General features: G+C 41.4%; 11 protein-coding genes. 6 read left to right on the plus strand and 5 right to left on the minus strand.

What is annotated here, in order from left to right:
• Nucleotides 1-340 precede the first annotated feature (340 nt).
• From OCU74_RS00925 to OCU74_RS00935, 3 genes are all read left to right on the plus strand, one after another.
• A complete protein-coding gene (locus tag OCU74_RS00925; protein ID WP_087481615.1) occupies nt 341-1,405 on the plus strand; it encodes a cupin domain-containing protein in 1,065 nt (354 codons plus the stop codon).
• Between the two features lie 583 nt (nt 1,406-1,988).
• The gene (locus tag OCU74_RS00930) at nt 1,989-3,089 is read left to right on the plus strand and encodes a HesA/MoeB/ThiF family protein (RefSeq protein ID WP_087481614.1); all 1,101 of its coding nucleotides are present in this window, start codon (nt 1,989-1,991) and stop codon (nt 3,087-3,089) included.
• A 69-nt stretch (nt 3,090-3,158) separates the two neighbouring features.
• Complete coding sequence (locus OCU74_RS00935; RefSeq protein ID WP_087481613.1) at nt 3,159-4,346, plus strand: MFS transporter; 1,188 nt, start codon at nt 3,159-3,161, stop codon at nt 4,344-4,346.
• A gap of 249 nt (nt 4,347-4,595) precedes the next feature.
• Here OCU74_RS00935 and OCU74_RS00940 read toward each other — a convergent pair whose 3' ends face one another.
• The 3 genes from OCU74_RS00940 to rarD form a co-directional block, all read right to left on the minus strand.
• A complete protein-coding gene (locus OCU74_RS00940) occupies nt 4,596-5,264 on the minus strand; it encodes a LysE family translocator (RefSeq protein WP_087481673.1) in 669 nt (222 codons plus the stop codon).
• A gap of 100 nt (nt 5,265-5,364) precedes the next feature.
• Nucleotides 5,365-6,159 carry an AraC family transcriptional regulator gene (locus tag OCU74_RS00945; protein WP_087481612.1) on the minus strand — a complete coding sequence of 265 codons (795 nt, stop codon included), beginning with the start codon at nt 6,157-6,159 and terminating at the stop codon, nt 5,365-5,367.
• Nucleotides 6,160-6,244: 85 nt separating this feature from the next.
• Nucleotides 6,245-7,159, minus strand: a complete 915-nt coding sequence (gene rarD, locus OCU74_RS00950; RefSeq protein ID WP_087481672.1) for an EamA family transporter RarD — start codon at nt 7,157-7,159, stop codon at nt 6,245-6,247.
• A gap of 201 nt (nt 7,160-7,360) precedes the next feature.
• On the opposite strand from rarD, the gene recQ reads away from it, so the two are divergent.
• Both recQ and OCU74_RS00960 read left to right on the plus strand, forming a co-directional pair.
• The gene (gene recQ / locus OCU74_RS00955) at nt 7,361-9,199 is read left to right on the plus strand and encodes an ATP-dependent DNA helicase RecQ (RefSeq protein WP_087481611.1); all 1,839 of its coding nucleotides are present in this window, start codon (nt 7,361-7,363) and stop codon (nt 9,197-9,199) included.
• Nucleotides 9,192-9,494, plus strand: a complete 303-nt coding sequence (locus OCU74_RS00960; RefSeq protein WP_087481610.1) for a DUF3630 family protein — start codon at nt 9,192-9,194, stop codon at nt 9,492-9,494. Before recQ ends, OCU74_RS00960 begins: the two co-directional genes overlap by 8 nt.
• Before the next feature lie 134 nt (nt 9,495-9,628).
• Here the strand turns inward: OCU74_RS00960 and OCU74_RS00965 are convergent, their stop codons facing one another.
• Complete coding sequence (locus OCU74_RS00965) at nt 9,629-10,717, minus strand: alpha/beta hydrolase family protein (protein WP_087481609.1); 1,089 nt, start codon at nt 10,715-10,717, stop codon at nt 9,629-9,631.
• 674 nt (nt 10,718-11,391) lie between these two features.
• Here OCU74_RS00965 and OCU74_RS00970 point away from each other — a divergent pair.
• A complete protein-coding gene (locus tag OCU74_RS00970; RefSeq protein WP_087481608.1) occupies nt 11,392-12,552 on the plus strand; it encodes a hypothetical protein in 1,161 nt (386 codons plus the stop codon).
• A 78-nt stretch (nt 12,553-12,630) separates the two neighbouring features.
• On the opposite strand, the gene OCU74_RS00975 is transcribed toward OCU74_RS00970, so the two are convergent.
• The gene (locus OCU74_RS00975; RefSeq protein ID WP_087481671.1) at nt 12,631-13,953 is read right to left on the minus strand and encodes a PTS sugar transporter subunit IIC; all 1,323 of its coding nucleotides are present in this window, start codon (nt 13,951-13,953) and stop codon (nt 12,631-12,633) included.
• Between the last annotated feature and the right edge of the window lie 188 nt (nt 13,954-14,141).

The following is a 14,141-nucleotide window of genomic DNA, read 5'->3' on the forward strand; positions in this document are numbered from 1 at the left end:
TAGTAGATAGCTTTTTCTTATCCTAGGCCTTTATATTTAAAGGCCTATATATATAATATGTTATTTATCAATAATGGTGTATGAAATATTAGACAAATATAGTTATTTTTGTCATTAACACAAATAGACTTTTCGCCTATAAAAATAAATTAATCAATAAAACCATACTTATGTGACATAGATATCACAATAAAGGCAATATTATTATTTAAATTATATATTCTTATTGTAATTGCTTTTGTGTTGTGTATTTTAATAAATTGTTAATTGAATGTTGTATTGAAAGTTATAGTTATGCGACTACATATTATTATGAGAGAGTAATAGTAAGGGAATAGCCATGGGTGTAAAGGTAATCGAACGAGTCAATATACCAACAATAAGCCATGTCAATATTAATGGTGAGTTACACTATATTGGTAATGTTCAACCATTAAATAATAATCCTGAATTTAGAGAATTTATTAATAATATTGGAAATGGTTCAGGTATTAGTTATGTTAAATTGAACCCAGGAGAGACTCATAACATTCATACACATGATGTCGAAAGTCTTTTAATTGTAACCAAAGGTAAAGCTAGGTTACTAGGAAAAAATATTATTGTCTCGGAAAACAATATTATCTGTATACCTAGAGGCACCGAGCATGGCTTCAGTTGTGATCAAAATAGTGGATTAGAAGGTATTTCAATACAATTTGAAGATGGTGCTTTGTTTGAAAACACCCCAAACATAACATTTAACGTAAAATTTGATTCAGCTAATCAACTGATTTGTTTTAATAAAAAACGATGTAAAGAAATACAAGGGTCAAGATTTTTTAAAATTTTTGATGATGGAGTTGTCAATAATAACTATAGCTTAACAGTATTTAAAATATACCTACGCCAATGGTCATCAATATTTCAGAAAATCATGTTTATGAGGCAGGCGTCTTCAATAAATAAGAAGTATGATGATATTTTTCTAGAACACTTTAAGGAAGAATTTGGTCATGATGAAATGCTACCTGAAAGTAATAATTGGGATCCAGCTATAGATGCTTATGGGAACTGGTTTGTACTGAAAATGTTGCAAATGGATAACTTGGAAAAGCTTGTTGTTGTTCATTTAGTTTTAGAAAAGTGTGCTGATGTATTTCATTCACATGCAAAAAAATATATTAAAGATACTGAAAAATATATTGAATCTCATGCAGAATTAGACCATAACCATTCTGAAATCGGTAGAGAATTATATGAAAATTTATCAGAAGAGAAATGCCTAGAATTAATCGATCTTTGTGATAAATCCTGGGCAATATTTGAAAGTCTTCTTGACCGTATTGCTGAACTTTCAATAAATAAAATTGAATCGAATAACGTGTCAGATAAAATTAGTTCTCTGAAAAATATTTCTATATAACGACAGTGATATCATTTTACTTTAATTGATAGTGAAATATATGAATTTTGAGATTATATAATCTCAAAATTCAATACAGGGAGGCACCATATATGGTGTTATTATTAAAAAATAAGGAGATTAGCATGGCTATTAAATTTACTAAAGCTAGTAATGCGACATTGTCTGCTGTGGGTTAATCAATAGTGATTGATTAAATAATCTAGTAAGGAAATAATATTTTTAATTACTAGATAATCATTTTAAATCATAAAACAAGGAGATTAGCATGGCTATTAAGTTTACTAAAGCTAGTAATGCGACATTGTCTGCTGTGGGTTAATCAATAGTAATTGATTAAATAATCTAGTAAGGGAATAACATTTTTAATTACTAGATAATCATTTAAAATCATAGAACAAGGAGATTAGCATGGCTATTAAGTTTACTAAAGCTAGTAATGCGACATTGTCTGCTGTGGGTTAATGTTGGGTTATTATTATCGATAAAATAATGGCACTATATAGTGCCTTATTAGGAAGGTATGGGTGACTTGTCACCCATTTTTATAAAATAGGTTAACTATATTATACTGGATAGTAATATGAACGGATTCCCACAATTAAAGAAAACTATATTAAAATATAGAAATAATAACTCTACCCTATTGAGAGTTAATGGTGAATTGGCAGAAATAGATGATGAAAATGGTATTATCTGGAACTTGCTAGAAAAAATGGATGGAACGAGGGAGCATGAAGATATTGTTAAACTAGTTTCAAGTGAAAGCCCGAGTGTTGATGATAAAACTATAGCTGCCTATATTGAGCAGTTTAAATCACTTGGCTTTATCGAGGATGCTTCTTTAAGTAGTGAAAATATTCTTAATGATTATGAGAAAGAAAGATGGAGTCGAAATATTGAATTTTTTGGTTCAATTTCTTCATATGGAAATAATAAATTTGAGTATCAGAAAAAAATTAGAGACTCTAAGGTTTGCTTGCTTGGATGTGGAGGGTTAGGAACCCATATACTTTTAGATCTAGCTGCTATAGGATTCAATAATATTACAATAGTTGACTTTGATAAGATCGAACTATCAAACCTCAATCGGCAAATACTATATAAAGAAGAGGATATAGCTAAAATAAAAGTTCATCAGGCAAAAAAAAGAATATGTGATTTTAATAGCTCAATAAATATAAATGCAATTGAAACAAGAATTGATTCACAAGAGAAAATAGAGTCAATTATTGATGGACATGACATAGTCATTTGTGTTGCTGATAAGCCCAGAAACTATCTTATTGATTGGCTGAATGCTGCATGTGTGAACAAAAATATACCATATATAAATGGTGGTCTTGATGTGAGAAGGGCTATATTTTACTCCGTTATTCCAAATGAAAGTGGATGTGTTGAATGTTGGAAGAAGAGTTTGGCTGAACACAACGAAGCAGCAGCATCAGTAATAGATCTAGATAAGAAATTAGATATTGATTATGATATTCCAGCCCCTGCTATGGTTACCTTAGTTGCTGTTACCGCAGGATGTATGGTTAGTGAAGCATTAAAAATTATTACCGGTATACAACCTCCTGAGCTAACAAATAAGCTAAAAGAGTTTAGGTTTGATGATATTAATATTAGTACATGTGAAAAGTGGGAACGACATCAAAACTGCCACATTTGTAAAAATAAATAGACCAGAGTGCTAGTTTTTGCTGAATATAATGCTAAGATAGTATTTTGAATCTAAATTTTGGGATTATTTATGTATCGACTGTTACTGTCATATATTAATACATCAGTATGTTCATGGAGTTTGACTTTTATTATCCCGTTAATCATACTTGATGTAACAGGTTCTGCTTTATATGTATCCTTAGCATATTCAGTATCTATACTTCCTTATATTATTATAACACCTATAGCAGGTGCTGTTGGTGATTCTAGCAATAAGAAACATGTAATACAGATTGGAGAGATATTAAGTGCCATAATAGTCCTACTAATTCCTTTAGTAGATCTAACAGTAGATAATATTTGGTATCTGCTGATGTTGTCTTTCCTTTCATCATGCACATCAGCAGTTCATCATCCAATATTTCAATCAATTATACCAAACCTCATTGAGGATGAGAAAATTCCAAAGTTTAATTCATTTGTACATATATCTGATAATATAATAAGTATCTCAATTCCAGTTGTGGTTGGTATGTTTCTTTTACTTGGAACAAAAATAGACCTAATCTATATTATATCATTCGGCTATCTACTATCATTTGTTTTAGTTTCTTCTATAAGATATACACCTGATAAAGTTATTGATAAATTTAGTATAAAATTAATTATAAATTCTACAAAAGATGGGTTTTGTTATGTCTTATCTAATAACACAATAAAGTACGCAGCCATTCTATTTTTTGGAGTGAACTTTGGGATTAGAATTTTTTATGCTAATTTTGTTTATCATCTTAGTTCAGACTATTCATTAAGTGATAGTGAAATTAGTAACTATTTTTCCATCATTGGTCTTGGTTCAATTATCGGTGCTATTTTTGCTGCAAAACTGATCGGTAGATTTGAAAATGGAGTAATAATAATTTGGTCAACAATACTGACCGCAGTTATGAGCCTATTAGTATGTTTCTCATCATCTGCAATTGAGACGATCATTCTATGGTCAATTTCATCTTTATGTCAGTCAATTATTATTGTTACTTTCTTTACTCTAAGGCAGCGAGAAGTTCCTCCTGAACTACTAGGAAGAACAGTTGCTGTAACAAGAATGATTTCATATTTAGCTATACCAATAGCTTCCATTAGTGGTGGTTGGATCATGGATAACACACAAAATTTTAATAATATTGCTCTTATTAGTGGATTAGTAATCTTTATAAGTGCTATCTTGTGTATGTCGCCATTAACCAAAAAGCAAATGAAGCGTGTGGTAGACTAGTTAATCTGTTTTGGGCAATTAGTTGATAATTAGTCTTAAGGCTGTTGATCTCTGTTGTATCAAAGGTACTTAGAATAAATTGGCAGCCGTCATTATATACAATATAAGTATAACTTATATTTGACTATTGTTACAGCAACTATCTACTATAATGGTTTTTAATTTTATAAGGTGTTTAAACAAATTTTATTTATAATATATGGTTTTGGCTTTTAAAAATAAATATCTATTAACGGTTTTATTTAGAAACTAGATAGTTGATAAAAAAATTCGGATTAGAGCATGATAACCGATCATCAGGCCAAGTAGGGTAAAGATCCCGCCGCAGAGCCCGTCGATGTATACTGCTGCTGACTGTAATCTGTTCTGTAAGCGCTGGCTGGAAAGCAGCCATGCCAGTATCGCGAACCAGAGAAAAGACAGGCTCCAGAGAATCACCAAAGCCATTAGTTTGCCTGACGCGGAAAATCCTGCGGGGATCAGGCTCGACATCAGACTGATAAAGAAGACCAGAGCTTTAGGATTGAGGATATTGGTCAGGAAACCTTTGGAAAATGCCTGTTTACGGTTTTCCAGCCACAGCGATACTGACTGCGGTTTTTGTGGCTGATGACGATTTTTCCAGCGCTGATACAGGCTTTTTATGGTCGAGAACCCCAGGTAGGCCAGATAACTCCCTCCGGCGATTTGAATCAGGGCAAACCAGACTGGATGGGTGTGTACGATCAGGCTGATGCCTGTCAGACTGAGAATTGAATGAGTCAGAATACCGAACGACAGGCCGAAGGCAATATAAATACCGGTTGTTCTGCCATAGCGGGTCGCATTTTGTACGACCAGAGCGAAATCTGGCCCTGGACTCATTAACGCAATCCAGTGAATGCCAGCCAGTGTCAGAAGAATATGGAATTCGTTTATCATGTGATCCTTGCTATTTTTCAGGCTATGAGTTGTCAGTCCTCATGATTGTGCCCGGAACGGGTGCAGAAAACTTGTAAAATAGTGACGAATACGGAAATTAATGAATGGCTGAGGGAAGAATACCGTAGGCACGTTTGAAAGCTTTGGTGAAATGAGCCTGATCGTAGAAACCAACGGATTGTGCGACGTCTGTACCTTTGTGGCCGGACTGAAGCAGTTGCATGCTTTTTTCCAGACGCAGACAAGTCAGCCAGGCGTGGGGCGTTAAACCCATCCGGGCTTTAAAGTGGCGCTGAAACTGGGTTGGACTCAGATAGCACAGGTCAGCCAGCGTTTGCAGGCGGATCGGCTGATCGATATGGCTGAGCAGGTAATCACGTAAAATCTCAATGGAATGATGACCCAGAGAAATCTCTTTGCCCGGTTTCAGACGACCATAACGTTGCAGAAATTCACGAAAACCATCATAGGGTAAACAGTCTTTTGCCAACTGGCTGAGATTTTCCTGACGCAAACGCTGATGAAGCGTCAGCAGTTGCTGAAAAATATCATGGTCTTCAATGATGAGATGACCGAAATCGAGAACCTGCCCGGATGATAAGGGCTGAAAGTAATCATCAAACCAGTCGGGATTGATGGCAAACACATTGACGCTGTATCCGGAATCAAGTTTGGCCTGACCATCGTGGATCTCGTCCGGAGGCATAATGATTGCCTGACGGCATCCTGCCTGATGCTGGTTGCCCCGGTAATAGAATTTCTGCTGTCCGCAAGTGATCAGGCCGATATGGATGTCGAGATGATAATGACGCGCAAAAGCAAATTTCTGATAGTCTGCCTCTATCAGTCGTATCTGTTCAATCGCTGTCGTATGGTATTGAATATTTTCCATGAATCCGTACCGGACAAAACCTTATTTTCAAAACTCCTGTTGCTCAGATTAGCGGCCTTCCGTTCTGCTGTCTTGTAAAAAATGATCACTTTGCCATTGCGATAGCCGGGCGTCTCCGGTGATGACGCAGGCCATCATAACTGAATACCAGCAAAGCTCCCCAGATAAACAGGAAGGTCGTGGCTTTGTCTGCGCTAAAGGGTTCTCCGTAAAAGACAACAGCCAGAATAAACATCATGCTGGGACCGATATACTGAAAAAAGCCGAGTGTTGAGAGCTTCATCCGGGTGGCTGCGCCAGCAAAACAGAGTAGAGGCAGTGTTGTTACTACACCTGCCATCGCCAGCAGAATATTCAGATGCAGAGAATTCTCAGCCAGATTGCTGGTAGCCGAGTCGGCAAATCCGAACAGATAGATCAGCGCTACCGGTACGAGTAACAAGGTTTCGATAAACAGCCCATTCTGGGCACTGACCATAACTTTCTTACGTAGTAGTCCGTAGATGCCGAACGTTCCGGCAAGAGAGATGGCAATAATCGGGACCGAACCAAACAGAATGAGCTGAATGATTACACCGACAGATGCCAGAGCAACAGCAATCCACTGAAGTTTACGCAGACGTTCGTTGAGAAATACCATTCCCAGAATTACATTGAGTAACGGATTGATGTAATACCCCAGACTGGCATCCAGCAGATGATTATTATTGATAGCCCAGATAAAAATCAGCCAGTTGCTGCCGACCAGCACTGACGTTGCAATCAGATAGTAAAGTTTGTTTCGGTCCGACAGCAGGTGACGAATTGTCGGCCACTGTTTGCCGAAATGAATCAGCCCGGCCAGTAACAGGAAAGACCAGAGAATCCGGTGGCAGATTATTTCTACCGGACTGACGGTTTGTATCATTTTAAAATAAACGGGGGCGATTCCCCACATCAGGTAAGCACCGAGCGCAAAGATAATGCCTTGTCGTGCCTGTTGTTCTTCGTCCATGGTTATCTCACTATAAATAACAGTGCGGTGATATTGTGATCGGAGATGCATTATACACCAGAGATAAACATGATATGCATGTATTTGTTCAGTTCTGTTCCGCGAGACAGTTCGTATAATTTATGGTTTTATTCCTTACCTAACCCCACTACAATAGCCCGCTGTATACGATCGTTCTTCTTCTGAACCCATCATATTGAGTATTTCATGACTGCCGCATTGATTGCCGAACAAGATGACCAATCTCCTGTCAGCCCGGAATCGGTGTTGCGTACCGTTTTTGGTTATCAAACTTTCCGGCTCGGACAAAAGGATGTGATTGACGCGGTGCTTGCCGGGCAGGACAGTCTGGTGATCATGCCAACCGGCGGTGGTAAATCGCTCTGCTATCAGATCCCGGCTATTTTGCAGAATGGGGTGACACTGGTGATTTCTCCGTTGATCTCACTGATGAAGGATCAGGTTGACCAACTGGTTGTCAACGGCGTTGCTGCTGCATGTATTAACTCGGCGATGACGAAAGAAGCGCTGAGTGATACTTACCGGCGCATGAGTGCCGGTTCCCTGAAATTGGTTTATGTCTCGCCGGAGCGGGTGTTGATGGCTGATTTTATCGAACGTCTGCACCAGATGCAGCTCTCGATGATTGCTGTTGATGAAGCCCACTGTATTTCCCAGTGGGGGCATGATTTCCGCCCTGAATATGCGGCTCTGGGGCAATTGAAGCAGGCTTTTCCGCAGGTGCCGGTGATTGCTCTGACAGCGACGGCTGATGAATCGACCCGTCAGGATATTCAGAATCGCCTGCATTTGAACTCTCCTCATATTTACCTCGGTAGTTTCGATCGCCCGAACATTCGTTATTCACTGTTGGAAAAGCATAAGCCAGTCTCTCAGGTGATCCGCTTTCTGGGAACTCAGCAGGGACAGTGCGGGATTATTTATTGCGGTAGCCGGAAGAAGGTCGAAATGTTGACCGAGAAGCTCTGTCAGAACCATTTCCGGGCTGCTGGCTACCATGCAGGAATGGATGTTGATGAACGTTCTTATGTTCAGGAAGCGTTTCAGCGGGACGATATTCAGATTGTCGTGGCGACCGTAGCATTTGGCATGGGAATCAATAAGTCGAATGTCCGTTTTGTCATGCACTTTGATATTCCGCGGAATATCGAGTCTTACTATCAGGAAACCGGACGTGCCGGACGTGATGGATTGCCGGCAGAAGCGGTTATGTTGTATGACCCGGCTGATATGGGCTGGTTGCGCCGCATTCTGGATGAAAAGGCTGACGGGCCACAAAAACAGGTTGAAAGCCATAAACTTAATGCGATGAGTGCATTTGCCGAGGCGCAGACTTGCCGCCGTCAGGTATTGCTCAATTATTTCGGTGAATACCGGGAACAGCCGTGTGGTAACTGCGATATTTGTCTTGACCCACCGAAGATGTTTAATGCTACGGAAGAAGCCCAGAAAGCACTCTCCTGCGTTTATCGGGTGAATCAGAATTTCGGCATCGGCTATGTGGTTGAAGTACTACGTGGAATGCAGAATATCCGCATCCGTGAAAACGGGCATGATCAACTGACGACTTATGGTATTGGCCGGGAACGGAGCCATGACTATTGGGTGAGTATTTTCCGGCAGCTCATCCATAAAGGGTTGTTGCAGCAGAATATTACCCGGAATTCAACATTACAGCTAACAGAAGAGGCTCGCCCGTTGCTGCGGGGCGAAGTTACTCTGGAGCTGGCTGTACCAAGGCTGGATACGGCGGTGAAGGCATCCCGGGCAGAGAAACTGACCAGCAAGCACTATGATCGGCAGTTATTTGCAAAATTACGCAAGCTGCGCAAGTCGATCGCGGATGAGGAAGAAATTCCACCTTATGTAGTATTCAGCGATGCAACATTGATCGATATGGCTGATATCCTGCCGACTTCTTATGGTGAAATGCTGGCTGTGAATGGGGTTGGTCAGCGGAAACTAGAGAAATATGCTGACCCGTTTTTGGATCTGATTCAGGAGCATCTGACTTATCATGGCTGAATTTACCCTGCGTGAGTATCTGGCTGAATCCGGAGTGATTATGCTGGATACGCCAGACTTTGATTTCGATTCTTTTCCACAATTAGGTTCCCGGCTGGTTGAGCTACTCCCGGCAACGATTGTTGAGAAGCAGTGTGATGCAGATATCCATACCTGGCTGATTGATTTTGAAGGGACGCAATTCTTTCTGAAAGCAGAACATTACGCCGGGGTTTTATGGCTGGAGGCGCTCAATCCGGGGAGTGATCAGGAGATATCCGATTTTCTCGCCCATATACTGACGAAAGGTTTGTAAGCGCAAAACAGCAAGATTTTATACAGCAGGCACCAGTCACCATCATTGAATTATTCAGTTCACACGCTTTTATCTTTTCTTGAATATCAGGGCATTGAGTCACAATGCCCTGAGTTATATTGAGGCCAGATTTTTTATAGTGCCGAATCTGTTTCGAAAAGATTATCCTGCGGATCTTTGGAAGAACCTCCGGCAACCTGAATTAAATGATCGGTGGTTGCCATCCAGCGCCGGACTTCAGCATGAGTTGATGCGGCAGAAATGCCGGGCATACTGCTGTCGGTTACTACAGGCGTTGGATAGATGATTGACCATAGATAGAGCCAGATTGCTGCGCCGTGTTTTTCAGACTGTTGTGACTGATTGAAGAACTGGGTCAACAGCTCAACGAAAGCAACGGAGTTATGCAAAGCCCGGTTTTCATCACCGACAAAAGGTGTAGAAGTGAGAGATGAAGTTCGGTAAGAGTCGATTGCAACCCCTCTGGGTTTCAGGCGGCTGACTGCTTCCCGGGCCGCTTCTCCGACCCAGCGGCCATCCAGATAATCTTTGCTGTAGTTGGAATAGAAGGCATCCAACAGAGAAACCCGTTTCGGTACAATATTTTCAGCGATCTGACCGGTATCGGCCAGAGATGCAAGTCGATCGGCAAGCCGGAGAGCGACCTGATTCCCCAGACTGTGACCGGCAAAGCGAATATCATTGCCCCGATATCCCTGCATGGCGGTCAGATACTGCTGTAGCAGCAACTCGGTGACATTCTGATTGGGGCCGTTGTGATAGTTGCCCTGACTGTCGCGCCAGCGCATTTTCCGGGGGCCATTTGCCGACCAGATTTTCGCTTCAGCATCTTTGACTTCGAACTCATCCGCGAACTGATCCCAATACAACATGGCAACATTATAGCCTTGGGACTGCCAGATGTTGGCAAAATCAATATTTGGTGCGCCGTTGTTGGTTTCCCAGTAGACGGTTCGATCCTGATTGGCGATGTGATTCGATTGCCAGCCGTGAATCAGAATCAATGTAGGTTTTGATGGATCATAGTAGGTTCCTCCATTTCGTGTGTTCGGACCGGCTTTCTGATATTGGTCACCGGCTCCGAACCAATACAGGCCGTAACTGAGTTGATCAAAGTCCTGTTTCGGGAAGACGCCGGTTTTAGCTATTGCGCTGAAAGACAGACATACGCTAGCCAGATAGATGAAGTATTTTTTTATCATAATTTATCCATTTGTTTTTTAAATGCATGTGACTAGAGCAAACGCTCAAATGGATAAAAACGTGCTTAGCTTCAGGTGTCTATAGCGTTTTGTACAAATTTTATACAGCATCACAATAATTGCTTTTGTTGCATATAGTTATGACGATAACGTCTGTCTGAAAAGATCCGATGTAGCTTTACTCAAATAGTCTATTTCTATTGAGACTGAGTCTCAGACCAGCTTCACTGTCATGTAGATTGCGCTGATGACAGTGTTAAAAGTGTGAAAGATCATTTCATCCTCCGTGTTGCTCCTCCTTAGTCTGATCTTTTGGTTTTGTAAAAATGCACATCATCAAAAAGTGATATTCGTAACAATATTGGAAACCGGTTTCCAATATTTTCTTTCGATCTAAAAAATCGTGCTGAGAGCCACAATCTATTGTTGTTTATGGATTTAGACTGTGCCGGAACATTAACTGAGTCCCCGGAAAATACGTTGATACTTTCTCAAGGCAAAGGGTGAATTGTATTTGTTTCCGTTTTTGGAAAAATTGCCAGACATACCGATTGTCGTAAGAGTAAAGCGTTACGGACCTCTGATATGAGAAGGATGTGGGTCCGGTTTCGGGGGGAATGGTCTGAAACGATAGATAAAATAAAGACGAGAAAACTATGGACAGGAAAACACAGATGGGACTGAAAATGCTCCCCGTTATGCTGGCAGCCTGCTGGTCAGTCAGTTCCGTGGCTGCCGGAGGTTCTCAGGCAGTGGATAAAGCCGCTCTTGATACACAAATCAAACAACTTGAACAATTGCATCAGCAGTATCAGAGTGAATTAGAGAAACTTCAACAAACAAGACTCGGCTACGAGCAGTCGCTGGAAGCGGCTGATGAAGAGTCGCTGTCTTCTCTGAAAGCGATGATGGAGCGGGTGAGTATCTTTGGTTTCTTCAGAGCCAAATATGATCATGATGACCAGGAGCCTGTCGGTTCCGGTGCCAATAACAAACACTTCTATATGGATTTAGAAGGGAAAATGAAAGTCTCTGAAGACTGGAATGCTAATTTTCAGATTGAGACCCGTAAAGGTTATACCGTCAGTCAGTCATGGCGTAAGGGAGATAACGGAAGTAGTGATCAGGATGGGACACTGCAGCGGATTTGGGTCGAAGGCCGTCCCGGCGGTGTTGGTGTAACGTTAGGTACGAAATGGTGGGGATACGGATTCCAGGCGGTTCCGTTTGGTCATGCTGCCGATGGGATTCAGCTCGATTACGATATCGTCCCTGAATGGAATGCTAAAGCATTCTGGTTAAGACCGAGACAGGGCGATTTGGTGACGATGCCGAATAGTTCCGATATTTCGATTGTCGGGGCAAACCTGACTGGTAGCCTGACCGATGATTTACAGACCAGTCTGACTTTCGCGACTAACGATAACTACAATGATGACCAGAAAATGGATCGGATGGGCGCATTTGAGCTGCAATATAAACTGACCGATGACATTTTGTTGCGCGGTGCATTTGCGATGACCAATGCTGACCATCATAACACCAGCCAGGAATACCGAATCGATTATAAAGATACGGATTTAGCTCAGGTGGGTTCATACGGAATTTATCTGCGATATATCGACTTCAGAAGATACGGTGATTATTCACATGATGATGAATGGGGCTCATTACCAAGTGATGCCAGAGGCGGTATTCTTGGGGTGAAATATGTTCTGTTTAAGAATGTCGTCTGGGAAACATTCTATTCAGTTCAGGAACGTGACCGCGCCGGTAGTTTTGAGCCAGGAGCTTATCGTCACTTATTCCGGACTCAGATTGATTTCCACTTTTAAAGCGAAGCCATCTCTTTGTTCTTAGAGATGGGGAAAAGCCGGCAGAGCAGGGGGAATCTGCCGGTCTTTTCTGAATGCTCAACTTCTCTGGCGTCTTCCTGATGCCATTTGCTCCTGTTGCGCCAGTACGATTTTTTCATGGGCACGGAAAAATGGCAGGTAGAGACAGTAGGAATTAAAGATAGCAAAGAGCACCATCAGGACGTTCACGATACTGCCATTTGCGGCCCAGGCAGCTCCGATCGGTGCGGGAACCGTCCAGGGAAGCATCATCACTATTCGGTCCAGAACGCCGACAGAAGTCAGATACCAGGCGATGGTGGCATTGAGGATCGGCACACAGATAAAAGGGAGGATGAAAACCGGATTCATGATAATCGGAAAGCCGAACAGGATTGGTTCGTTAATATTGAAAATTGCCGGCAGTAAGGCTACTTTTCCTACGGATTTCATATGGTTTGAACGACTTTTCAGGGCGAGATAAACCAAAGGGAGTGTGGAGCCGACGCCGCCGATTAGCAGGAAGAAATCCCAGAATGAGGCAGTATAGATATGCGGTGGGATTTGTCCGCCGGTTTCAATGGCGGTCTGATTGACCAGCAGGTTGGTCATCCAGAAAGGGTTCATGATCCCGGTAACGATGATGGAGCCGTGAATTCCCACAAACCAGAGAAGCTGGCAGACCAGGATTGAAATAATCACGGCAGCAAGGCTGTCTGATGCCAGAATCAGTGGCTTGAACAGCGTTTCAATCAACTGCGGGAAATGGACGCCGACACTATGTTTCAGAATGATATTGAATAGTGATAGCGTCAGAAAGACAACAAAGATAGGGACGATTAATTTAAAGCCCTGAGCGGTAATTAACGGAACATCCTCCGGCATATGGATATACCAGTTTTTCCGCACAAACAGATGAATAATTTCAACAGAGTAAATACCCGCGACAAGTGCTGTGAAAATGCCTCCGCCACCCAGATAGTAAAGCTCCTGAGTATTCATGGTTGAAAATCCGGAGAGCATCAGAAAAGACAGACAGCCGGTCAGCCCGGATAAACGCTCCGGTAGTCGGTATTGTTTGGCCAGACTTGCTGATACACCAAAAGAGATGATCAGAGCAACCAGACCCAGTGTGATCTGATACATAGGCAGTAGTACCGGTTGCAGGGTTCTGCTGAGTGATTCCCACCAGAGCGCAGATGATGTACCACTCATTGATGCTGCTGCTGTTAACGGAAAAATCAGGGGAACAAACACACAGCCGATAAACACAAAAGGCATCGATAACTGGAAACCGTCACGAAGTGCAATCAGGTGTGTACTTTGGCTTAGCTTTCTGGCATATGGTGAAAAATAATGATCAAGTGTGTCAGCAAATAATCTGGCAACTGAATGATTCATGGCAATCCCTGTCAATTTTGCATGGTTTGGAAACCGATAATCCAACCCTCTATTCTTTCATAAACTCTTTTTTATAAATAAAGATTGGATCACACCTTCAGGTGATGGTATCGCAACTTATCCCTGCAAAATCGGCTACTTTCTCTCCACTGCTTTCATCCTCTGTTCACCGGATTTTATCTGCAGAT

The sequence above is a fragment of the Vibrio mangrovi genome, assembly GCF_024346955.1.
GTDB classification, from domain to species: domain Bacteria; phylum Pseudomonadota; class Gammaproteobacteria; order Enterobacterales; family Vibrionaceae; genus Vibrio; species Vibrio mangrovi.